Annotated in this window: 29 protein-coding genes; 1 reads left to right on the top strand and 28 read right to left on the bottom strand. The window is 71.5% G+C overall.

The genetic code is table 11. The features are described 5' to 3' along the window. Nucleotides 1-2: 2 nt before the first annotated feature. The 17 genes from rplF to QDR37_RS08095 all read right to left on the bottom strand — a co-directional run bounded on the left by rplF (nucleotide 3) and on the right by QDR37_RS08095 (nucleotide 9105). Nucleotides 3-539 carry a 50S ribosomal protein L6 gene (gene rplF / locus QDR37_RS08175; protein WP_279713131.1) on the bottom strand — a complete coding sequence of 179 codons (537 nt, stop codon included), beginning with the start codon at nucleotides 537-539 and terminating at the stop codon, nucleotides 3-5. A gap of 7 nt (nucleotides 540-546) precedes the next feature. Further along, nucleotides 547-945: a 30S ribosomal protein S8 gene (rpsH, locus tag QDR37_RS08170; protein WP_279713130.1), complete on the bottom strand. Its 399-nt coding sequence runs from the start codon at nucleotides 943-945 to the stop codon at nucleotides 547-549. 71 nt (nucleotides 946-1016) lie between these two features. Further along, nucleotides 1017-1610, bottom strand: coding sequence for a 50S ribosomal protein L5 (rplE, locus tag QDR37_RS08165; RefSeq protein WP_279713129.1), 594 nt, complete (start codon nucleotides 1608-1610; stop codon nucleotides 1017-1019). Nucleotides 1611-1613: 3 nt separating this feature from the next. Beyond that, a complete protein-coding gene (gene rplX / locus QDR37_RS08160; protein ID WP_279713128.1) occupies nucleotides 1614-1973 on the bottom strand; it encodes a 50S ribosomal protein L24 in 360 nt (119 codons plus the stop codon). Between the two features lie 3 nt (nucleotides 1974-1976). Next, nucleotides 1977-2345: a 50S ribosomal protein L14 gene (rplN, locus tag QDR37_RS08155; protein WP_279713127.1), complete on the bottom strand. Its 369-nt coding sequence runs from the start codon at nucleotides 2343-2345 to the stop codon at nucleotides 1977-1979. A gap of 3 nt (nucleotides 2346-2348) precedes the next feature. Continuing rightward, nucleotides 2349-2663 (bottom strand): 30S ribosomal protein S17, encoded by a 315-nt coding sequence (rpsQ, locus tag QDR37_RS08150; RefSeq protein ID WP_279713125.1) that lies wholly within the window; start codon nucleotides 2661-2663, stop codon nucleotides 2349-2351. Then, a complete protein-coding gene (gene rpmC, locus QDR37_RS08145; protein WP_279713124.1) occupies nucleotides 2663-2998 on the bottom strand; it encodes a 50S ribosomal protein L29 in 336 nt (111 codons plus the stop codon). The genes rpsQ and rpmC overlap by 1 nt, the downstream gene beginning before the upstream one ends. Further along, on the bottom strand, nucleotides 2998-3417 hold the full coding sequence (gene rplP / locus QDR37_RS08140) for a 50S ribosomal protein L16 (protein WP_279713123.1): 420 nt from the start codon (nucleotides 3415-3417) through the stop codon (nucleotides 2998-3000). The genes rpmC and rplP overlap by 1 nt, the downstream gene beginning before the upstream one ends. Then, nucleotides 3417-4160 (bottom strand): 30S ribosomal protein S3, encoded by a 744-nt coding sequence (gene rpsC, locus QDR37_RS08135; protein WP_279713122.1) that lies wholly within the window; start codon nucleotides 4158-4160, stop codon nucleotides 3417-3419. Before rpsC ends, rplP begins: the two co-directional genes overlap by 1 nt. Next, nucleotides 4160-4555, bottom strand: coding sequence for a 50S ribosomal protein L22 (rplV, locus tag QDR37_RS08130; protein ID WP_279713121.1), 396 nt, complete (start codon nucleotides 4553-4555; stop codon nucleotides 4160-4162). The genes rpsC and rplV overlap by 1 nt, the downstream gene beginning before the upstream one ends. Before the next feature lie 24 nt (nucleotides 4556-4579). Continuing rightward, nucleotides 4580-4861, bottom strand: coding sequence for a 30S ribosomal protein S19 (gene rpsS / locus QDR37_RS08125; protein WP_279713120.1), 282 nt, complete (start codon nucleotides 4859-4861; stop codon nucleotides 4580-4582). 11 nt (nucleotides 4862-4872) lie between these two features. After that, on the bottom strand, nucleotides 4873-5712 hold the full coding sequence (rplB, locus tag QDR37_RS08120; protein ID WP_279713119.1) for a 50S ribosomal protein L2: 840 nt from the start codon (nucleotides 5710-5712) through the stop codon (nucleotides 4873-4875). Nucleotides 5713-5731: 19 nt separating this feature from the next. Beyond that, on the bottom strand, nucleotides 5732-6025 hold the full coding sequence (rplW, locus tag QDR37_RS08115; protein WP_279713587.1) for a 50S ribosomal protein L23: 294 nt from the start codon (nucleotides 6023-6025) through the stop codon (nucleotides 5732-5734). 14 nt (nucleotides 6026-6039) lie between these two features. Further along, nucleotides 6040-6678, bottom strand: coding sequence for a 50S ribosomal protein L4 (gene rplD / locus QDR37_RS08110; protein ID WP_279713118.1), 639 nt, complete (start codon nucleotides 6676-6678; stop codon nucleotides 6040-6042). Nucleotides 6679-6680: 2 nt separating this feature from the next. Beyond that, a complete protein-coding gene (rplC, locus tag QDR37_RS08105; RefSeq protein WP_279713117.1) occupies nucleotides 6681-7334 on the bottom strand; it encodes a 50S ribosomal protein L3 in 654 nt (217 codons plus the stop codon). A 10-nt stretch (nucleotides 7335-7344) separates the two neighbouring features. Continuing rightward, nucleotides 7345-7653 carry a 30S ribosomal protein S10 gene (gene rpsJ / locus QDR37_RS08100; protein ID WP_279713116.1) on the bottom strand — a complete coding sequence of 103 codons (309 nt, stop codon included), beginning with the start codon at nucleotides 7651-7653 and terminating at the stop codon, nucleotides 7345-7347. Between the two features lie 546 nt (nucleotides 7654-8199). Continuing rightward, nucleotides 8200-9105, bottom strand: coding sequence for a hypothetical protein (locus tag QDR37_RS08095; protein WP_279713115.1), 906 nt, complete (start codon nucleotides 9103-9105; stop codon nucleotides 8200-8202). Between the two features lie 218 nt (nucleotides 9106-9323). On the opposite strand from QDR37_RS08095, the gene QDR37_RS08090 reads away from it, so the two are divergent. Continuing rightward, entirely contained in the window at nucleotides 9324-10712 is a 1389-nt protein-coding gene (locus tag QDR37_RS08090; RefSeq protein WP_279713114.1) for an aldehyde dehydrogenase family protein, read from the top strand. Here QDR37_RS08090 and QDR37_RS08085 read toward each other — a convergent pair. From QDR37_RS08085 to pilM, 11 genes are all read right to left on the bottom strand, one after another. Further along, complete coding sequence (locus QDR37_RS08085; RefSeq protein WP_279713113.1) at nucleotides 10690-11727, bottom strand: DNA topoisomerase IB; 1038 nt, start codon at nucleotides 11725-11727, stop codon at nucleotides 10690-10692. The genes QDR37_RS08090 and QDR37_RS08085 overlap by 23 nt on opposite strands. Nucleotides 11728-11736: 9 nt before the next feature. Next, entirely contained in the window at nucleotides 11737-12678 is a 942-nt protein-coding gene (locus QDR37_RS08080) for a glycosyl hydrolase family 32 (RefSeq protein WP_279713111.1), read from the bottom strand. 87 nt (nucleotides 12679-12765) lie between these two features. Then, nucleotides 12766-13959 (bottom strand): elongation factor Tu, encoded by a 1194-nt coding sequence (gene tuf / locus QDR37_RS08075; RefSeq protein WP_279713110.1) that lies wholly within the window; start codon nucleotides 13957-13959, stop codon nucleotides 12766-12768. Between the two features lie 330 nt (nucleotides 13960-14289). Beyond that, entirely contained in the window at nucleotides 14290-16392 is a 2103-nt protein-coding gene (gene fusA / locus QDR37_RS08070; RefSeq protein ID WP_279713586.1) for an elongation factor G, read from the bottom strand. 184 nt (nucleotides 16393-16576) lie between these two features. Continuing rightward, a complete protein-coding gene (rpsG, locus tag QDR37_RS08065) occupies nucleotides 16577-17047 on the bottom strand; it encodes a 30S ribosomal protein S7 (protein WP_279713109.1) in 471 nt (156 codons plus the stop codon). Further along, nucleotides 17047-17421, bottom strand: a complete 375-nt coding sequence (gene rpsL / locus QDR37_RS08060) for a 30S ribosomal protein S12 (RefSeq protein ID WP_120788527.1) — start codon at nucleotides 17419-17421, stop codon at nucleotides 17047-17049. The genes rpsG and rpsL overlap by 1 nt, the downstream gene beginning before the upstream one ends. Nucleotides 17422-17663: 242 nt before the next feature. Continuing rightward, nucleotides 17664-18140, bottom strand: coding sequence for a DUF6121 family protein (locus QDR37_RS08055; protein WP_279713107.1), 477 nt, complete (start codon nucleotides 18138-18140; stop codon nucleotides 17664-17666). Further along, complete coding sequence (locus QDR37_RS08050; protein ID WP_279713105.1) at nucleotides 18118-19233, bottom strand: hypothetical protein; 1116 nt, start codon at nucleotides 19231-19233, stop codon at nucleotides 18118-18120. Before QDR37_RS08050 ends, QDR37_RS08055 begins: the two co-directional genes overlap by 23 nt. A gap of 98 nt (nucleotides 19234-19331) precedes the next feature. Next, on the bottom strand, nucleotides 19332-20009 hold the full coding sequence (locus QDR37_RS08045) for a hypothetical protein (protein ID WP_279713104.1): 678 nt from the start codon (nucleotides 20007-20009) through the stop codon (nucleotides 19332-19334). Further along, nucleotides 20006-20704: a hypothetical protein gene (locus QDR37_RS08040; protein WP_279713103.1), complete on the bottom strand. Its 699-nt coding sequence runs from the start codon at nucleotides 20702-20704 to the stop codon at nucleotides 20006-20008. The genes QDR37_RS08045 and QDR37_RS08040 overlap by 4 nt, the downstream gene beginning before the upstream one ends. After that, nucleotides 20701-21747 carry a type IV pilus assembly protein PilM gene (gene pilM / locus QDR37_RS08035; RefSeq protein WP_279713102.1) on the bottom strand — a complete coding sequence of 349 codons (1047 nt, stop codon included), beginning with the start codon at nucleotides 21745-21747 and terminating at the stop codon, nucleotides 20701-20703. Before pilM ends, QDR37_RS08040 begins: the two co-directional genes overlap by 4 nt. Nucleotides 21748-21768 lie beyond the last annotated feature (21 nt).

The raw sequence follows: 21768 nt of genomic DNA, 5'->3' as shown, positions 1-21768 counted from the left end.
GCCTACTTGCCTGCCTTCCCGGCCTTGCGGCGGACCACTTCGCCGGCGTAGCGCACGCCCTTGCCCTTGTACGGCTCGGGCTTGCGGATCTTGCGGATGTTCGCAGCCGTCTCGCCGACGGCCTGCTTGTCGATGCCCGACACGGTGAGGCGGTTGTTGCCCTCGACCGTGAAGGTGATGCCGGCGGGCGGCTCGACGACCACGGGGTGCGAGAAGCCGAGCGCGAACTCGATGTTCGCGCCCCGGGCCTGCACGCGGTAGCCGGTGCCGACCACCTCGAGGCCCTTCGAGTAGCCCTGCGTCACGCCGAGGATGTTGTTCGCGATGAGGGTGCGCGTGAGGCCGTGCAGCGACTTCGAGCGGCGCTCGTCGTCGGGACGGGACACCACGACGCGGCCGTCCTCGACCGCCACGGTGAGCGGCTGCGGGACGGTGTGCGCGAGCGTGCCCTTGGGGCCGGTGACGGTGACGTCGTTGCCGTCGACCGCCACGTCGACACCCGAGGGGATGTCGATGGGGAGTCTGCCGATACGGGACATCGTTACCTCACCACACGTAGGCGAGGACTTCCCCGCCCACGCCCTTCTTCGTCGCCTCGCGGTCGGTCAGCAGACCGGAGGACGTGGACAGGATCGCGACGCCGAGGCCGCCGAGCACCTTGGGGATCTCGGTCGACTTGGCGTAGACGCGCAGGCCGGGCTTCGAGACGCGCTTGATGCCGGCGATGGAGCGCTCGCGGTTCGGGCCGTACTTGAGCGACAGCGTGAGCGTCTTGCCCACGCGGGCGTCGGCGACGGACCAGTCGGCGATGTAGCCCTCCTTCTTCAGGATGTCGGCGATGTGCGCCTTCAGCTTGGAGGAGGGGAGCTCGATGGTCTCGTGGTAGGCCGAGTTCGCGTTGCGGATCCGCGTGAGCAGGTCCGCGACCGGATCGGTCATCGTCATGGTGGACTTCTTCCTCGCCCGGTATCGCGCGGATCGCGCGACCTGGAGCGGTCAGGACGCTCTGGGGAGCGTCAGGCGGTCTGGTTGGCGGTGCGGAACGGGAAGCCGAGCGCGCGGAGCAGCGCGCGGCCCTCGTCGTCGGTCTTCGCCGTGGTGACGACGGTGATGTCGAAGCCGCGGACCCGGTCGATGCGGTCCTGGTCGATCTCGTGGAACACGCTCTGCTCGGTGAGCCCGAACGTGTAGTTGCCGTTGCCGTCGAACTGGCGGTCGGAGAGCCCGCGGAAGTCGCGGATGCGGGGCAGCGCGAGCGACAGCAGGCGGTCGAGGAACTCCCACGCCCGGTCGCCCCGCAGCGTGACGTGCGCGCCGATGGGCTGGCCCTCGCGCAGCTTGAACTGCGCGATGGACTTGCGGGCGCGGGTCACCTGCGGCTTCTGGCCCGTGATCTTCGTGAGGTCGGCGACCGCGCCGTCCATGATCTTGCCGTCGCGCGCGGCGTCGCCGACGCCGGTGTTCACGACGACCTTCACGAGGCGCGGGACCTGGTTCACGTTCGCATAGCCGAACTGCTTCGTGAGGTCCTCGACGATGCGGCTCCGGTACTGCTGCTTGAGGCGCGGCTGAACTTTCTCAGCCGGCGCGGCAGGAGTGGTGGTGCTCATGGGTTACAGGTCCTTCCCGGACTTCTTCGCGTAGCGCACGCGGACGTTCTTCGTGACGCCGTCCTTCGTGACCTGCTCGACCCGGTGGCCGACGCGGGTCGGCTTCTTGGTCTCGGGGTCGACGAGCGCGACGTTCGAGATGTGGATCGGCGCCTCGGTCGTCTCGAGGCCGCCCGTGCGCGAGCCGCGCTGGGTCTGGCCGACCCGCACGTGACGCGTCACGAAGTTGACGCCCTCGACGAGGACGCGGTTCTTCTCGACCAGCACCTCGAGCACCTTGCCCTGCTTGCCGCGGTCGCCGCCGCGGGCCTGGGTGGCGCCCGAGATCACCTGGACGAGATCGCCCTTCTTGATCTTCGCCATGGTTCAGATCACCTCCGGTGCGAGCGAGATGATCTTCATGAAGCGCTTGTCGCGCAGCTCACGACCGACCGGCCCGAAGATGCGCGTGCCGCGCGGGTCGCCGTCGTTCTTCAAGATCACCGCCGCGTTCTCGTCGAAGCGGATGTAGGAGCCGTCGGGACGACGGGTCTCCTTGACGGTGCGGACGACGACCGCCTTGACGACGTCGCCCTTCTTCACGTTGCCGCCGGGGATCGCGTCCTTGACGGTGGCGACGATCACGTCGCCGAGGCCGGCGTAGCGCCGGCCCGAGCCGCCGAGCACGCGGATGGCGAGCAGCTCCTTGGCGCCGGTGTTGTCGGCGACCTTGAGCCGGGTCTCCTGCTGGATCATCGGTTACTTCGCCTTCTCGAGGATCTCGACGAGACGCCAGCGCTTCGTGGCCGAGAGCGGCCGCGTCTCGCTGATGACGACGAGGTCGCCGACGCCGGCAGCGCCGGTCTCGTCGTGGGCCTTGACCTTGGACGTGCGGCGGATGACCTTGCCGTAGAGGGGGTGCTTCACGCGGTCCTCGACCTCGACGACGATGGTCTTCTCCATCTTGTCGCTGGTCACGTAGCCGCGACGCACCTTGCGGTAGCCGCGCGAGGTGGCGGCGGTCGCCGTCGCGGTGGCCTGCGGCTCCGCGGGCGCGGGCGTTGCCTTCGCCATTACTTCGTCTCCTCGGGAGTGGTCTCGGCCGGGGCCTCGGTCGCCGACTCGTCGGCGGCCTTGCGGGACCGGGCCTTCTTCGGCGCCGCAGCCGGGGTGGCGGCGGGAGCCGGCGTGGCACGGATGCCGAGCTCGCGCTCGCGCATCACGGTGTAGATGCGGGCGATGTCGCGCTTGACCGCGCGCACGCGCCCGTGCCCCTCGAGCTGGCCGGTGGCCGACTGGAAGCGGAGGTTGAACAGCTCCTCCTTGGCCTTCCGCAGCTCCTCGACGAGCCGGCTGTTCTCGAACGTGTCGAGCTCGGCCGGGGCGAGGTTCTTGGATCCGACGACCATCAGGCGTCCCCCTCCTCGCGCTGGATGATGCGTGCCTTGAGCGGCAGCTTGTGGATGGCCCGGAGCAGCGCCTCGCGGGCGAGCTGCTCGTTGACGCCGGCGACCTCGAAGAGGACGCGACCGGGCTTGACGTTGGCAACCCACCACTCGGGCGAACCCTTCCCGGAACCCATGCGGGTCTCGGCGGGCTTCTTCGTGAGCGGGCGGTCCGGGTAGATGTTGATCCAGACCTTGCCGCCGCGCTTGATGTGGCGGGTCATGGCGATACGGGCGGACTCGATCTGCCGGTTCGTCACGTACGCCGGGGTGAGCGCCTGGATGCCGAACTCGCCGAAGGTGACCTTCGTGCCGCCGGTGGCCTGGCCGCTGCGGCCCGGGTGGTGCTGCTTGCGGTGCTTGACGCGTCGAGGGATCAGCATCAGGCGTTCGCTCCTTCCAGGGCCTGGTCGCGACGGCCGCCGCGACGGTCGCCGCGCTCGGGCCGGCGGCCGGGCTGGCTCGCCTGCTCGCGCGCGAGCTCCTTGTTCGTGATGTCGCCCTTGTAGATCCAGACCTTCACGCCGATGCGGCCGAAGGTGGTCTTGGCCTCGTAGAAGCCGTAGTCGATGTTCGCGCGGAGCGTGTGCAGCGGCACCCGGCCCTCGCGGTAGAACTCGCTGCGGCTCATCTCCGCGCCGCCGAGGCGACCGGACACCTGCACGCGGACGCCCTTGGCGCCGGCGCGCTGGGCGCTCTGCAGGCCCTTGCGCATCGCGCGGCGGAAGGCCACGCGGGCGGAGAGCTGCTCGGCGATGCCCTGGGCGACGAGCTGCGCCTCGGCCTCGGGGTTCTTCACCTCGAGGATGTTCAGCTGGATCTGCTTCTTCGTCAGCTTCTCGAGGTCGCCGCGGATGCGCTCGGCCTCGGCGCCGCGGCGGCCGATGACGATGCCCGGGCGGGCCGTGTGGATGTCCACGCGGACGCGGTCGCGGGTGCGCTCGATCTCGATGCGGGCGATGCCGGCACGGTCGAGGCTCTTCGACAGCAGCTGGCGGATCTTCACGTCCTCGGCGACGAAGTCGCTGTACCGCTGACCGGGCTTGCGCGAGTCCGAGAACCAGCGCGAGACGTGATCGGTGGTGATGCCGAGGCGGAAGCCGTACGGGTTGACCTTCTGGCCCATCAGCGGTTCCTCGCCTTCTTGGGTGCCCGCACGACGGACTCCTCGTCCGGGGTCGCGAGCACGACGGTGATGTGACTCGTGCGCTTGTTGATGCGGAACGCGCGGCCCTGCGCCCGCGGCTGGAACCGCTTGAGCGTGGTGCCCTCGTCCACGAACGCGCGGGCGACGACCAGGTCGCGGTCGTCGAGGTTCGTGCTGGCCGCGTCGGCCTTGACCCGGGCGTTCGCGATCGCCGAGGCGACCAGCTTGTACACCGGGGTGGCCGCGGCCTGCGGCGAGAACTTCAGGATCGCCAGGGCCTCCTCCGCCTGCTTGCCGCGGATGAGGTCGACGACGCGACGGGCCTTCTGCGGCGTGATGCGGACCTGCCGCAGCCGCGCGCTGGACTCAACCATTCGTCTGCTCCTTCAGCCCCCGCGTCAGCGGCGGCGACCCTTCTTGTCGTCCTTCTCGTGGCCGCGGAAGGTGCGGGTGGGGGCGAACTCGCCGAGCTTGTGCCCGACCATCGCCTCCGTCACGAAGACGGGGATGTGCTTGCGCCCGTCGTGCACGGCGATGGTGTGGCCGAGCATCGCGGGGATGATCATCGAACGACGCGACCAGGTGCGGATGACCTGCTTCGAGTTGTTGTCGTTCTGCTTGTGGACCTTCGTCAGCAGGTGCTCGTCGACGAAGGGGCCCTTCTTCAGGCTGCGAGGCATCTCGGCAACTCCTACTTGCGCTTCTTGCCGACGGTCCGGCGGCGGACGATGAGCTTGTCGCTCTCCTTGTTGGGGTGCCGGGTGCGACCCTCGGCCTGACCCCACGGGCTGACGGGGTGGCGACCACCGCTCGTCTTGCCCTCGCCACCGCCGTGCGGGTGGTCGATCGGGTTCATGGCGACACCGCGCACGGTCGGGCGGACGCCCTTCCAGCGCTTGCGGCCGGCCTTGCCCCAGCTGATGTTCGACTGCTCGGCGTTGCCGACCTCGCCGACGGTCGCGCGGCAGCGGACGTCGACGTTGCGGACCTCGCCCGAGGGGAGGCGCAGCTGCGCGTACGGGCCGTCCTTGGCGACGAGCCGCACCGAGGCGCCGGCGGAGCGGGCCATCTTGGCGCCGCCACCCGGGCGGAGCTCGATGGCGTGCACCACGGTGCCGACGGGGATGTTGCGGAGCGGCAGGTTGTTGCCCGGCTTGATGTCGGCCTCGGGCCCGGTCTCGACCGTGTCGCCCTGCGAGAGGCGGGTCGGCGCGAGGATGTAGCGCTTCTCGCCGTCCACGAAGTGCAGCAGCGCGATGCGCGCGGTGCGGTTCGGGTCGTACTCGATGTGCGCGACGCGGGCGTCGACGCCGTCCTTGTCGGCACGGCGGAAGTCGATGACCCGGTACTGGCGCTTGTGACCGCCACCGATGTGACGGGTGGTGATGCGCCCCTGGTTGTTGCGACCGCCGGTCTTCGACAGCGGACGGAGGAGGCTCTTCTCGGGCGTCGACCGGGTGACCTCGGCGAAGTCGGCCACGGACGAGCCGCGACGGCCCGCGCTCGTCGGCTTGTAGTTGCGGATTGCCATTGCTGTTCCTCCTGCGCGCCTAGCCGACGGCCGTGAAGATGTCGATGGAGCCGGACTTCAGCGAGACGATGGCGCGCTTCGTGTCCTTGCGCTTGCCGGTGCCGAAGCGGGTCCGGCGCGTCTTGCCCTGCCGGTTCGCGGTGGTGATGCTCGCGACCTGGACGCCGAAGATCTTCTCGATGGCGAGCTTGATCTCGGTCTTGTTCGCGCGGGGGTCGACGAGGAAGGTGTACTTGCCCTCGTCGATGAGCCCATAGCTCTTCTCGGACACGACGGGACGCAGGATCACGTCACGCGGGTCCTTGTAGTTGATCGCGCTGGTGTCGCTCACGCGCTGGCCTCCTCATCGGTGGTCGCCGCGCCCTGCGCGCCGCCCTTGGCAGCGACGAAGGCGTCCATGGCGGCCCGGGTGAACACGACGTCGTCCGCGAGCAGCACGTCGTAGGCGTTCAGCTGGTCGACGAACAGCAGGTCGACGGTCTTCAGGTTGCGCACCGAGAGGAGCGCGACCGACTCGTCGCGGCCGACCACCACGAGCTGGCGCTTGCCGCCGCGGGTGGCGGCGAGGGCCTCGGCGGCCTGCTTGGTGGACGGGCGCTCGCCGGTGCCCAGGCCCTCGAGCACGTGCACGCGGCCGGCGCGGGCGCGGTCCGAGAGCGCGCCGAGCAGCGCGGCGGCGATCATCTTCTTCGGGGTGCGCTGCGCGTAGTTGCGCGGCACGGGGCCGTGGACGACGCCACCGCCGCGGTGCTCCGGCGCGCGGACCGAGCCCTGACGGGAGCGGCCCGTGCCCTTCTGCTTGAACGGCTTGACGCCCGAGCCGGACACCTCGCCGCGGTTCTTGGTCTTGTGCGTGCCCTGGCGCGCGGCGGCGAGCTGCGCCGTCACGACCTGGTGGAGGAGCGGGACGTTCGTGGGGACGTCGAACAGCTCTGCGGGCAGCGTGCCCTGCGTGACCTCGGCCATGCTCAGGCTCCCTTCACGGCGTCGCGGACGAAGACGAGTCGGCCGCGGGCACCGGGCACCGCGCCCTTGACGAGCAGGAGGCCCCGCTCGGCGTCGACGGAGTGGACGACGAGGTTCAGCACCGTGGTGCGCTCGTTGCCCATGCGGCCCGCCATGCGCATGCCCTTGAACACGCGGCTCGGCGTCGACGAGGCGCCGATCGAGCCGGGCTTGCGGTGGTTGCGGTGCGAGCCGTGGCTCGCGGAGACGCCGCGGAAGTTGTGGCGCTTCATGACGCCGGCCGTGCCCTTGCCCTTGCTGGTGCCGACGACGTCGACCTTCTTGCCGGGCTCGAAGACGTCGACCGCGATCTCCTGACCGAGGGCGAACTCGCCCGCGTTCGCGGTGCGGATCTCGGTGAGGTGGCGGCGGGGCGTGACGCCGGCGGCGGCGAAGTGGCCGGCGGCGGGCTTGTTGGCCTTGCGCGGGTCGATGCGGCCGGCAGCGATCTGGACGGCGCTGTAGCCGTCCTTCTCGGGCGTGCGGATCTGGGTGACGACGTTCGGCGTCACCTCGATGACGGTGACGGGCACGAGCGTGTTGTTCTCGCCCCACACCTGGGTCATGCCGAGCTTGGTGCCGAGCAGCCCGGAGAAGGTCCGTGTCGCGGTGGACATGTGGCGTTCCTTAGAGCTTGATCTCGATGTTGACGTCGGCGGGCAGGTCGAGGCGCATGAGCGAGTCGACCGCCTTCGGCGTCGGGTCGATGATGTCGATGAGCCGCTTGTGGGTGCGCATCTCGAAGTGCTCGCGGCTGTCCTTGTACTTGTGCGGCGAGCGGATGACGACCACCACGTTCTTCTCCGTGGGCAGCGGCACCGGGCCGACGACCTGGGCGCCCGCACGGGTGACCGTGTCGACGATCTTGCGGGCCGAGCTGTCGAGGCCGGCGTGGTCGTACGACTTCAGTCGGATGCGGATCTTCTGTCCCGCCATGGATTCCTCAGCTTCCGTGCGTGCCGCCTGATGAGGGCTGCTCGCCGTTCGTGGGTTGGTTCTCCGGCCGACTCGTGCCCGCACCCGTGCCGGGTGGAGCGCGATCCGCACCGCTGTTCTGCTGTCGGGGCACGGCGCACCGCGGACGGCATGCAGCGCTTCATGCGAATCGGGTTCGCGCGCGTCGATGCCTGCCCGTTCCGCTGCTGCGGAGCGAGGCGCCGAGTGTTCTGCTGTCCGCGGCCTAGCCGGAGGGCTATGCACTGCCTGACAGTGATCCGGGCTCCGACCGCGCTGCGGCAGGTCGTCCCCGGAATGTGGAACTCGAAGATTTTGCCATACCCCCGGAGGGGTTGCAACTCGGGCGTGTCGCGCCCGGGTGCCCGTGCTTCCGAGGGTGCAACGGTCGCGCCCCGCGCGGTGTTCCCGCGCCCGCGCTGCCGTGCCCGCGTCGCCGCGCCCCCGTCCAGGCCGCATCCCGTTCTTCCGCGTCGCGCGGTACTTGTGGCGTCGCGCGGTAGGCATGCGTACCGCGCGACGCCAGAGCTACCGCGCGACGCGCTTCGGCACGCCTGCGGCCACAAGGATGCGCTCAAGGCGCCCAGCACGCAGGTCGCGCCAGTCCCACCGCGCGAAGCGCGGCATCACCCGGCGCATCCGGTTCTCCCGGTTCTTCTCGCGTACGACGACGTCCTCGACGGATCCGCCGAGCCGGTAGCGGTCCTCCCGGTACTTCACCTCGCCGTCGAACTCGCCGAGCGCCCGGACTTCAGGCCAGCCGAAGTCGCCGAACTCGCTGCGCCCGCCGGTCACGACCTCGAACTGCAGCATCGGAGCGATGAACCCCGATTCGTGGATCTGCACCCGGCTGACCGACTCCCCGGGCGAGCCGGACAGCCCGTTCGCAAAGGCGAGCACCCGCGCGAGGCGTGCGTGGCCGCGCCGGTGGCCGTACCACTCCGCGATGTCGGACAGCTGCTCGCGCACTCCTGGGTGGAGCCGCAACGCCGCGTCCGCGACGACCACGGCATCGACGAACGGCCGCGCCAGAGCCAGGTCGAACACGGTTCGAGCCGGCGAGGTGACGAGCACGCCGTCGATCCACACCGGATCGGCCCTCTCGAGTCCGACGCAGTGCCGCCGGATGTCGAGCTGGGACCGTCCTCCCGAGCGGCGCTCCTCGAGGAGGTGGACCTCCCGGGGCCAGCACAGCACGGGCAGGCCGAGCAGGACCGCCGCGGACTCGTGCGAGAAGAGCCGTGGCCCGGCCAGTGTGCGGTCCGCGGCCAGGACATGCCGTCGGTACCGCGCGGCGGCGTCCTGATCGGCGCCGGCGATCGCGTACACGCCCCGCCGCACCCGCTCGAGGCCGGTGCCCGCTGTCCGGTCGGGCCGCTCCAGCCCTGTCGTCGCGAGCGCGCGTCGGTCGAACAGCCGGTCCTCGGATGCCATGGCGGGGATCCTGGTCCGGCGGACTCGCACGCGCACACGCGCGGGTCGCGTCCGGGCCCGCGATGCCTGCTGAACGTCCCTGGGGAGGAGACGATCGGATCGACCTGCACCTATCGCGCGATGGTTGTGGCGTCGCGCGGTAGGCATGCGTACCGCGCGACGCCACAGGTACCGCGTAAGACGGGTCGGCGCGAAGGGCGGGCGCGTAGCGTCGGAGCGTGGCGCAGAACGGGGAGGCGGCCGCCGACGTGGTGGCGCGGCTGCGGCGGGCGCACGAGCGCGGCACGACGCGGCCGCTCGCATGGCGGCTCGGGCAGCTGCAGGCGCTCGAGCAGCTGCTGCTCGAGGAGGGGCACCGGTTCGAGGAGGCGCTGCGCGCCGACCTCGGCAAGGCGCCCCCCGAGTCGCAGGTGACCGAGATCGGCGTGCTGCTGCAGGAGCTGCGGCACACGCGGCGGTCGCTGCGCAGCTGGTTGCTGCCGCGGCCCGCCCCGGTGCCGGCGCAGCTGCAGCCGGCGGCGGCCTGGACCGTGCTCGAGCCCCTCGGGGTGGCGCTCGTCATCGCCCCGTGGAACTACCCGCTGCTGCTCGCCCTCTCCCCCGCCATCGGCGCCCTCGCGGCCGGCGACGCGCTCGTCGTGAAGCCGAGCGAGATCGCGCCCGCGACGAGCGGGCTCCTCGCCGAGCTGCTCCCCCGCGCGCTCGACGCCCGCCTCGTCGCCGTCGTCGAGGGCGGGCCGGCCGAGACCACCGAGCTGCTCGCGGAGCGCTTCGACACGATCTTCTACACCGGCAGCGGTCGTGTCGGCCGGATCGTGCTCGCGGCCGCCGCGACGCACCTCACGCCGGTCACGCTCGAGCTCGGCGGCAAGTCCCCCGCCTGGGTCGATCCGTCGGCGGACCTCGACGTCGCGGCCGACCGCCTCGCGTGGGGCAAGTTCGTGAACGCCGGCCAGACCTGCGTCGCCCCCGACTACGTGCTCGCGACGCCTCGGGTCGCAGCGGACCTCGTGCCGCGGCTCGACCGGGCCCTGCGGCGGCTCTACGGGGACGACCCGCTGCAGAACCCGGACTACGGGCGCATCGTCGACGAGCGGCACTTCGCGCGGCTCTCGGCCCTGCTCGACGACGGCCGCATCGCGGTGGGCGGGGCCACGGACCCGGCCACGCTGAAGATCGCCCCGACCGTGCTCACCGGCGTCGACGGCGACGCGCCCGTGATGCGCGAGGAGATCTTCGGTCCGATCCTGCCGATCGTGGAGGTGCCGGACGAGGCGGCGGCGCTCCGCTTCGTCACCGAGCGGGACAAGCCGCTCGCGGCCTACGTCTTCAGCCGCGACGCAGGCGTGCGCCGCCGCTGGGCGGAGCGGACGAGCTCCGGCGCGATCGGCTACGACGCCCCCGTGCTGCACCTCGCGGTACCCGGGATCCCCTTCGGGGGCGTCGGCGCCTCGGGCTCGGGCGCCTACCACGGCAGGCGATCGCTGCTCGCCTTCAGCCATGAGAAGGCCGTGTTCGCGAAGCCCGGGCGCCCCGAGACGCTCGGGCTGATCGCGCCGCCCTACACCGCGGCGCGGGAGCGGGTCATCCGGCGGCTGCTCCGCTGATCGGCTCGTCCGGCTCCTCGAAGAGCAGGGTCCGCAGCTCGGACTCCGCCGAGCGGACCCGGTCGGGGTCGATCGTCTCACCGGCGCGGTAGTGGTCGACGACCCGCGGGTCGACGTAGCTCGCCTTCGCGATCGTCGGGGTGTTCGAGAGCACCGCGGCGGCGTCGCGCATCGCGTCGGCGATCGCCTGCTTCTGCTTGCCCTTCTTCGGCTCGGGGCCGTGCTTCGCGAGGCTCACCGCAGCCGTCACGCTGCCGCGGAGCGTCCGGAAGTCCTTCGCGGAGAACCGCCCGCCGGTGCGCTTCTTCACGTAGCGGTTCACCTCCTGCGGGGCGATCGCATGCCACGAGCCGTCGTCGTCCTGGTACGACATCAGCCGGTCCTCGGGGGCGTGCTGCTGCAGCTCCGTCAGCACCGCGGCGAGGTCGGCGTCGACGATCGTCTGGTCCCAGACCTTGTGGCTCTTCGCGGGGAAGCGCAGGTGCACGGTCGCGCCGTCGACCCGCACGTGCTCGCGGTGCAGGGTCGTGAGCCCGTAGCTGCCGTTGTCCTCCTCGTAGCGCGAGGAGCCGATGCGCAGGCCGCCGGCGTCGAGCATGCGGAACGCCGCGGCGAGCACGCGCCGCTTCGTCATCCGCTCGTCGCGGAGGTGCTTGGTCACGGTGCGGCGGGCGCCCGGCAGCGCTTCGGCGAGCTCGAGCATGCGCGCGAACTTGTGCTTGTCCTTCCGCTCACGCCACGCCGGGTGGTACCGGTACTGCTTGCGGTTCGCGGCGTCGTAGCCGACGGCCTGGATGTGCCCGTTCTCGTAGGGCGCGATCCAGACCTCGGTCCAGGCGGGCGGGATCGCGAGCGCGTCGAAGCGGGCCCGCAGCTCCGGGTCGCGCACGGTGCTGCCGTCGGGCCCGCGGTAGCTGAAGCCGGAACCGCTGCGCACGCGGGTGTAGCCCTTGCCGAGCGGGTTGCTCTTGCGCAGCCTCGTCCGGGCGCGGGCGGTCGCCACGTCATCGGTCATCCAGCGAGGCTAGGCGTCCCCACCTCGAAGTCCGGCGGGCGGCACCTGCAGCAGCGCCTTGAGCGGGACGGGGTCCGCGATCCGGCCACCGAAGCCCTGCGCGGTCTCGTTCTCGAAGGCGAGCAGCACCGGCTCGCCGCGCCGATCCCGCACGACGCGCCCCGCGTAGCGGGAGGCGTCCGTGATGAGCCGGGCGGAGGCGAGGTCGAACGGCCCGAGGGGACCCGCCGCCGGCGCGACCCAGATGCCGCCCGGGGAGCCCGCGTGGCGATCGCCGAGCTCCGGTGCCAGGCAGCTGAAGACGAGCAGCGACGATCCGTCCACCTCGACGACCTGCGGCACCTCGAGCTGCCCGAAGCCGAGGCCCGGTTCCGAGAGCGGCGGCATGACGGTCCACGACTCGAGGTCGTCCGAGACCGCGTGCCCGAGCACCCCGTCCTCGGTGCTGCTCGCCGCCGGCGCCCGTGCCGTGACGAGCATGTGCCAGCGCCCGTCCGGCCCCCGGGGCACCCAGGGATCACGGAACGTCTCGTCTCCCGCCGTCCGCCCGGTCGCATACCAGCGGGGGTCCGCGACCACGACCGGCTCCGGTCGCCTCGTCCAGGTGACGAGATCGGCGGACACGGCGACCCCGATCCGCTGCGTGCAGGGCACCGGGTCGTCCGAGAGGCCCGTGTAGAAGAGCCGCCAGAGCCCGTCGTCGCCCCGGACCACGGAGCCGGTCCAGGTGGCGACGTCGTCGAACGCGGGCGGCTCCGCCCGCACGAGCGCGTCCGGCAGCCGCCGCCACCGACGGAGGTCGGTCGACACGGCGTGGCCGATGGACGCCCGCCGGTGCCGCAGGTCGGGGTCGCGCAGCGCGCGGGACGCGAAGAGGAAGAAGAGGTGGTGCTCCTCGGCGGTGTCGGCGAGCCACGAGTCCCACACCCACGCGTCCGGCAGCTCCAGCACGGGGCGACGCTAGCCCTGTCGCCGGCGGGAACGACGAAGGGCCGGACCCTCCGGGTCCGGCCCTCGCCGAGCGATGTCGCTAGACGATCACTTGATGATCTTCGTCACCGTGCCGGCACCGACGGTGCGGCCACCCTCGCGGATCGCGAAGCGGAGGCCCTCCTCCATGGCGACGGGCTGGATCAGCTCGACGCTCATCTCGGTGGTGTCACCGGGCATGACCATCTCGGTGCCCTCGGGCAGCGAGATGACGCCGGTCACGTCCGTGGTGCGGAAGTAGAACTGCGGGCGGTAGTTGCCGTAGAACGGGTTGTGACGGCCACCCTCGTCCTTCGACAGGATGTACGCGTTCGCCTCGAAGTTCGTGTGCGGCGTGACCGAGCCGGGCTTGACCACGACCTGGCCGCGCTCGACCTCCTCGCGCTTCGTGCCGCGGAGCAGCAGACCGACGTTCTCGCCCGCGCGGGCCTCGTCGAGCAGCTTGCGGAACATCTCGATGCCGGTGACCGTGGTCTTGAGGCTCGTCGGGCGGATGCCCACGATCTCGACCTCGGTGTTCACCTTGAGCGTGCCGCGCTCGACACGGCCGGTGATGACGGTGCCACGACCGGTGATCGTGAAGACGTCCTCGATCGGCATGAGGAACGGGCGGTCGGTGTCGCGCACCGGCTCCGGCACGAACTCGTCGACCTTGTCCATGAGGTCGGCGACCGTGGCGGCCCACTTCTCGTCGCCCTCGAGCGCCTGCAGCGCCGAGACGCGCACGATCGGGGCGTCGTCGCCGTCGAACTCCTGGCTCGACAGCAGCTCGCGGACCTCGAGCTCGACGAGCTCGAGGATCTCCTCGTCCTCGACGACGTCGGCCTTGTTCAGCGCGACGACGATGTAGGGGACGCCGACCTGACGGGCGAGCAGCACGTGCTCACGCGTCTGCGGCATGGGGCCGTCGGTGGCGGAGACCACGAGGATTGCGCCGTCCATCTGCGCCGCGCCGGTGATCATGTTCTTGATGTAGTCGGCGTGACCCGGGGCGTCGACGTGCGCGTAGTGGCGCTTCTCGGTCTGGTACTCGACGTGCGAGATGTTGATCGTGATGCCGCGCTGGCGCTCCTCGGGAGCGTTGTCGATCTGGTCGAACCGGCTCGCGGTGTTGAGAGCGGGGTACTTGTCGTGCAGCACCTTGGTGATGGCAGCGGTGAGCGTCGTCTTGCCGTGGTCGACGTGACCGATCGTTCCGATGTTGACGTGCGGCTTGGTGCGCTCGAACTTGGCCTTGGCCACTGATGTCCTCCTCAGGACTGTTGGTCGAGGTGTCCCACCTCGGTCGCAGGGCGCGGGAGTGCGCGTTTCGACCGGTCGAGGATACCGGGTTTATTTCGGGAGGGTTTCGCCGCCCTCAGGCGGCGGGGGCGCTCCCGCGCCCTGGTGGGTCATGAGAGCTGGTCGTGCAGATCGTGCTGAGCAGGCGCCGGGCGTTCAGCGCCCGGCCGCCGGCTCATGCCGGCGTGCTGTTCGCAGGGCGCATGAGCGCCCTGCACGTCCCGGCGCGGAGCGCCGGGACGAGGGGTGCGGTCGGGGGCAACGCAGCTGCTCGCGACCGCACCCCTCCGATCACTCGGCCTTGTTCTTCTGGACGATCTCGTCGGCGACGTTCTTCGGCACCTCGGCGTAGCTGCCGAACTGCATCGAGTAGACGGCGCGGCCCGAGGTCTTGCTGCGGAGGTCGCCGACGTAGCCGAACATCTCGGACAGCGGCACCTGGGCCATGATCACCTTGACGCCGGACGCGTCCTCCATCGCCTGAATCTGACCGCGACGCGAGTTCAGGTCGCCGATGACGTCGCCCATGTACTCCTCGGGCGTGCGCACCTCGACGGCCATGACCGGCTCGAGGAGCGTCGGCTGCGCCTTGCGGGCCGCCTCCTTGAACGCCATGGAGCCGGCGATCTTGAACGCCATCTCGGAGGAGTCGACCTCGTGGTAGCCGCCGTCGAGCAGCGTCGCCTTGATGCCGACCATGGGGTACCCGGCGAGGACACCGACCTGCAGGGCGTCCTGGATGCCCGCGTCGACGCTCGGGATGTACTCGCGCGGGACGCGGCCACCCGTGACCTTGTTCACGAACTCGTACGAGGTCTCAGCGGTGACCTCGAGCGGCTCGAGGGCGATCTGCACCTTCGCGAACTGGCCGGAACCACCGGTCTGCTTCTTGTGGGTGTAGTCGTAGCGCTCGACCGCGCGCTTGATGGTCTCGCGGTAGGCGACCTGCGGCTTGCCGACGTTCGCCTCGACGTGGAACTCGCGCTTCATGCGGTCGACCAGGATGTCGAGGTGGAGCTCGCCCATCCCCTTGATGATGGTCTGGCCGGTCTCGCGGTTCTGCTCGGTGCGGAAGGTCGGGTCCTCCTCGGCGAGCTTCTGGATGGCCTGGCCGAGCTTGTCCTGGTCGGCCTTCGTCTTCGGCTCGATGGCGACCTCGATGACGGGCTCCGGGAACGTCATCGACTCGAGGACGACCTGCTCGTTCGGGTCGGCGAGGGTGTCACCGGTGGTGGTGTCCTTGAGGCCGATCACCGCGTAGATGTGGCCCGCGGAGACGCCGTCGACCGGGTTCTCCTTGTTGGAGTGCATCTGGAAGATCTTGCCGATGCGCTCCTTCTTGCCCTTGGTGGAGTTGACCACCTGGGAGCCGCCCTCGATGTGCCCGGAGTAGACCCGGACGTAGGTGAGGCGGCCGAAGAACGGGTGCACCGCGACCTTGAACGCGAGCGCCGCGAAGGGCTCGGAGGCGTCCGCGTGGCGGAGGATGACCTTCTCCTCGTCGCGCGGGTCGTGGGCCTCGATCGCCGGCACGTCGAGCGGGCTCGGGAGGTAGTCCACGACGGCGTCGAGCATCGGCTGCACACCGCGGTTCTTGAACGCGGAGCCGCAGAGCACCGGGTAGATCTCGCTGTTGACGGTGAGCTTGCGGATGGCGCCCTTGATCTCGGCGACCGTCAGCTCCTCGCCCCCGAAGTACTTCTCGAGCAGCGCGTCGTCGGTCTCGGCGACGGTCTCGACGAGGCGGTGGCGGTACTCGTTCGCCTTCTCGACGAGGTCGGCGGGGATCTCCTCGATGGCGTACTTGGCGCCCATCTGCACGTCGCCCTTGGCGTCGCCGCGCCACGTGAGGGCGCGCATCTCGACCAGGTCGACGACACCCTCGAAGGTGCTCTCCGAGCCGATCGGCAGCTGGATGACCAGCGGCTTCGCGCCGAGGCGCTTCACGATCGTGTCGACCGTGAAGTAGAAGTCGGCGCCGAGCTTGTCCATCTTGTTGACGAAGCAGATGCGCGGGACGTTGTACTTGTCGGCCTGACGCCAGACGGTCTCGGACTGGGGCTCGACGCCCTCCTTGCCGTCGAAGACCGCGACGGCGCCGTCGAGCACGCGCAGCGACCGCTCGACCTCGACCGTGAAGTCGACGTGGCCGGGGGTGTCGATGATGTTGATCTGGGTGCCGTTCCAGAAGCACGTCGTCGCGGCGGACGTGATCGTGATGCCGCGCTCCTGCTCCTGCGCCATCCAGTCCATCGTCGCGGCGCCGTCGTGCACCTCGCCGATCTTGTGGGTGATGCCCGTGTAGAAGAGGATGCGCTCGGTCGTCGTCGTCTTGCCGGCGTCGATGTGCGCCATGATGCCGATGTTGCGGACCTTGGTGAGGTCGGTCAGCACGTCCTGTGCGACTGCCACTGTGGTGAGCCCTTTCGTCAGGGATGTTCGAGTACGTCGACATGCACAACGCTCGACGGCGTCGTTTCATGCCGTCGAGCGTGTCGGGGGAGGGACCGGATCGGGATGCCCCGGTGCGGCCGGCCGGTGCCGCGGGTGGGTCCTCGAGGAGGACCCACCCGGCGGATCACCAGCGGTAGTGGGCGAAGGCCCGGTTCGACTCGGCCATCTTGTGCGTGTCCTCGCGGCGCTTCACCGCGGCGCCGAGGCCGTTCGACGCGTCGAGGATCTCGTTCGTGAGACGGTCCGTCATGCTCTTCTCGCGACGGGCCTTGGCGTAGCTCGTGAGCCAGCGCAGCGCGAGGGTGTTCGCGCGGTGCGGCTTGACCTCGACCGGCACCTGGTAGGTCGAGCCACCGACGCGGCGGCTCTTCACCTCGATGGTGGGGCGGACGTTGTCGAGCGCCTTCTTGAGCGTGGTGACCGCGTCCTGGCCGTTCTTCGAGGCCACGTTCTCGAGCGCGCCGTAGACGATGCGCTCGGCGAGGCCCTTCTTGCCGTCGACCAGGATCTTGTTGACCAGCTGGCTGACGACGGGGGCGCTGTAGACCGGGTCGGCGACGACCGGACGCTTCGGGGCGGGACCCTTGCGGGGCATTACTTCTTCTCCATCTTCGCGCCGTACCGGCTGCGGGCCTGCTTGCGGTTCTTGACGGCCTGGGTGTCCAGGGCGCCGCGGATGATCTTGTAGCGGACACCCGGGAGGTCCTTCACACGGCCGCCGCGCACGAGCACCATCGAGTGCTCCTGCAGGTTGTGGCCCTCGCCCGGGATGTAGGCGGTGACCTCGGTGCCGTTGCTGAGCTTCACGCGGGCCACCTTGCGGAGGGCCGAGTTCGGCTTCTTCGGGGTCGTCGTGTAGACGCGGGTGCACACGCCCCGCTGCTGCGGGTTCGCCTTCAGGGCGGGCGCCTTGGTCTTCACGACCTTCGGGCTGCGGCCCTTGCGGACCAGCTGCTGGATGGTGGGCACTGCTCTACTCCTCGTTCCGCCGCGCTCGCACGGCGGCCTGCGCACCGGCTCGGGGCCGACGCGGGGCGGATGTCGTCGATGGTCGGATGGGTTCCCATCCGGTTCGGCCGCCGGCACCGATCGGTGCCGGGAGCGGCACCGCGGGACAGCGGGGCGGTGCGCTGAAGCGGCGCACACACCCCGGCATGTTACCCCACCGGAGGCGCAAGTCGAACCGGGTCGGCGCGCCGCGGGCGGCTGCGTCAGGGCTCGTCGCGTCCCTCCCACGGCCAGCGCGGCCGTGTCGCGCCGAGCGAGCGGGCCCGCAGGACGAGCACCTGCACGGCCCCGGCGACGACGGCGAGCGCGGCGTCGAGCAGCGTGAAGGCGCTCGTGCCCGCCGAGAGCAGGGCGAGCAGCGCGTCGGCGGCGGCGCCGCGGATCATGGCGTAGCCCACCGCCTCGACGACGACGACGACGACGTACACGACGACGCCCGCGACCGGCGCCACCCAGAGGGTCGCCCCCGCCCGCACGCGCGCGAGCAGCACGAGCAGCAGCACGGCCGCGACGAACCCGGCCGTGATGACGAGCACGGGGCCCGCGTCGGGGAGGGCGACGGCCTCGGCGCCCGTCAGGAGGCTGAGGAAGCCGTCGCCCGCGACGACGAAGGCGCCCCAGGCCAGCGCCACGAACAGCGCGAGGCCGGGTGAGCGATCAGGCCGGGGCGCCTGATCCATCCTGCGCCCGCACCTCCTGCTCGTACTGCTCGCGGGCGGCGCGGTTGCGCTGCCGCACGCGCCGACCGCGCGCTCCGATCGCATGCCCGGTCCAGAGCATGACCTCGCGGGCGACGAGCCCGACGATCAGGAACTCGGGATCGACGAGCGCGCGGCCGAGGCTCGCCTCGTTCGCGAGCCCGCCCTGCTGCATCGCGAGGAACAGCACGGTGAACAGCAGCCAGACGACGGCGCCGACCACGAGGCTCGCGACGGTGTACCCGAAGGGCCGGGTGCGGTTGAGCAGCAGCACCGTGAGCTCGAACAGCAGGAAGAACAGCACCACGGGCAGCCACGCGAACTGCGAGCGGAGCACCTGCTGCATCGCCTGCGGCACCGCGCTCGCACCGCCCGCGAGCAGCACGTACAGCGCGATCCCGACGAGGAGCAGCACCTCGAACACGCCGGAGGCGAGCAGCACCCAGGCGGTGCCGGCGAGGCGGTTGCTGCGCTGCTTCGGCGGGGGCGGCGCCGCGGCGGCGTCCATCGGACGCGGCGGGGCGGCCGCCGCGGGCGGCGGAGCGAGGTCGCTGCGCGGCGTCGCGACCGGCGGCGCGACGGGAGCAGGCGGCTCCCCCGCCTCGGCGTCGGGGGCGTCCGCCTCGGCGCGGGCGGCCCGCTCGTCGGCTGCGGCGGCGCGCTCGGCGTCGGCCTCCGGACTGTGGGCGGGCTCGGCGGGCAGCGGCGCCGCTGGAGCGTCGTCCTGCGCGGTCGTGGCCCCGACCGGCTCGTCGGTCGGCGCCGCCGTGCCGGCGTCCTCGGAACGCCGCGCGTGCACGTCCGCCGCGACGGCGGGTGCGGCCGGCGTGCCGACGCCCTCGCCGCTGCCGGTGGCCCCGCTGCCGGCGGCCTCGATCGGGCGCGCGGTCGCGCGCTCCACCGGAGCCGCGCCGGCGTCGGGCTCGCCGGTCGCCGCTGCGTCGGGCGCGGCCGCGCGGGCCGTGGCGGGCCGGTCGCCGTCGGGCGGGATCGGCGCGGCGTGCTCGCCGTGCTCCTCCGCCTCGTCGGCGACGGGGACGTCGGTCCCGTCCCGTCCGTCGTCGATGCGTGCCATGGGCCGTCCTTCCGCTTCGGTCGGCGACGAGCCTAGGCAGCGAGCACGGACGGCGGCTGGACCCCGGGGTCCGGCCGCCGTCCGCGTGTCGCTCGGGCTCAGCCCTTCAGGGCGTAGACGTAGCCCTTCAGGGTCGCGGCCACGCCGCTGCCGGCCGCGCTCTGCGTCGTGCTGAAGCCGTTCACGAGGAAGGTCCGCTCGTCGTTCTGGATGTCGTGCGTGAACTGCAGCGTCTGCGCCATCGTCCCCTGCACGGAGAGGGTCACCGGGATCACGACGAGGTCGCTCGCCGTGATGAGCGGGTCGGTCGCAGCGGTGGTCGGCACGACGGGGGCCGCGGGGGTCGCCGCGCTCGGTGCGGGCGTCGGGGTCGCGGTGGGCGTGGCGCCCGCGACCGCGCCGGTCGCGACCACGGCGGGCGCGGGCGACGTGTAGGCGACGGCGTCACCGGGCACGATCGAGCCGACCTTCAGGCCGTCCCTCGCTGCGACGGCGTTCACACGACGGATGAACGCCTCGGCGTCGAGCCGCGACGGCACCGCGAGCTCCCCCGCGGCCGCCTTCGCCTTCAGCGCGTCCATCTGCTGGGAGGCGGCCTGCAGCTGCGCCAGCTGGAAGCGGGTGAGGCGGGCCTGCTGGTCCGCGCTCGCCTTCGTGGAGTCCGCCTGCGCGGCGGAGGCGAGCAGCGGGGCGGCGCCGAGCACGTACCCGCCGCCGAGGAGGGCGACGATCACGATGACGCCGCCGAGGAGCCAGAGCCGGACCGTGGACCTCACGAGCGCGCCCCCTTCTTCAGCGGCGTGATGTAGAGCGCGTCGGTCACGTGCATCGTCACCGAGACGGTGTAGCCGCTGCCGTCGCCGGCGGTGACCGACGGCGTCGCGTCGGCGTAGCCGCGCAGCTGCGACAGCGCGGCGAGCCAGGAGGGCAGCGCCGTGATCGACGCGGTGTGCGCCGTGATGATCACGGTGCCGACGCGCGCGCCGTCGAGCGGCGTCGCCCCCTGCGGGTACGCGGCGACCGCGGAGGCCGAGTCGGCGGTGATGGCGGTGATCGTGAAGCCCTGCGGCGCGCTCCACGCCACGTGCTTGAGGAACGACTGCCAGTCGATCTGGGGCGACGAGCCGACCCGCTTCGCGGCGTCGGACAGCGCGACCCGGTGCTGCAGCGCCTGCACCTCGGTGTATCGGCCGAGCTGCGCGGTGGCCGCCGCGCTCGCGGAGGTCGCCTGGTCGGCGGCGGACTGCGCGGTGATCGCGTAGGCGCCCGCGCCGCCGACACCGGTGACGGTGACGGCGAGGGCGATGAGCAGCGCCGCGATCATCCGCTGGCGGACGCGCCGCTCGTGCGCCTCGCGCTTCAGCTCCGCGGGGAGCAGGGAGACGCGCGCCGGGCCGAAGCCGCCGCGCTTCACGTGGGGGCGCTTCGCGGCCTCGGGCCGCTGGCGCCTGCTCTGCTTCGTCAGGGTCACGCCGGGCTCCTCATGGTCAGGCCGAGCGCCACGGTCGGGGCCGGCCCCGCGGCGAAGAAGGACTCCTGGTCGACGCGCGGGCCGACCGAGAACTTGACGCCCGCCGCGACGCTCATCACGGGCAGCCCGACGGCCGCGCCGAGCGCGTCGGCGAAGCCGATCAGCGCACCGCCGCCGCCGGAGAGGACGACGCCGCCGAACGAGGCGGCCGGATGCGCGTTCGTGTAGAAGGCGATGGTCGAGCGGACGGCTCGGACGAGCTCCGCGGCGATCTCCCCCGCCACCTTCGCGGCGGTCCGCGCCGCGGGGTCGGTGCCCTCGGCCATGCCGACCCGCCGCTTCAGCGCCTCGGCCTCCGCCTCGTCGATGCGCAGGCGCTCGGCGATCGCCTCGGTGATGTCGGCACCGCCCGCGGGCAGGGTGCGGACGAACTGCGGGATGCCGCCCTCGGCGACCACGATGCTCGTCGACTGGGCCCCGACGTGCACGAGCACCTCGGCGCCGGGACCGTCGTGCTCCTCGAGCTGCACCCGGCTCACCGCGAACGGGATGAGGTCGACGTCGATCACGCGCAGGCCGGCCGCGGCGATCGCCCGCGTGTTCGCGGTGACCGACTCGCGGGTCGCGGCGACGAGCAGCCCGCGCAGCTGCGGGCCCTCCTCGCCCTCGACCTCCTCGAGCGGGAAGAAGTCGAGCAGCGCCTGCTCGACGGGCAGCGGCAGCAGGTCCTGCACGCGGAACGGCAGCGTCTCGCGCAGCTGCTCGAGCGGCATCCGGGGCAGTGCGAGCTCGCGGGTGAGCACCTGCTGGCTGCCGATGCCGATCACGACGGAGCGGCTCTTGAAGCGCGCCTCCGACCAGAGCCGCTTCAGCGCGGCGACGACGACCTCCTCGTCGGCGACCACGCCCTCGTTGATGGCCGAGGCGGGGACGGCGACCTCCGCGTAGCGGTGGAGCTGCGGCCGGCCCTTGGGGTTCGGCTGGACCTCCGCGGCGCGGATCACGCCGGAGCCCAGATCGAGACCGATCAGTGTGCGGGGCATGCGGGCTTCTTTCGAAAGCGG

This window comes from Amnibacterium sp. CER49 (genome assembly GCF_029846255.1).
Lineage (GTDB): Bacteria > Actinomycetota > Actinomycetes > Actinomycetales > Microbacteriaceae > Amnibacterium.
This window is presented reverse-complemented; position numbering and strand designations above follow the sequence as displayed.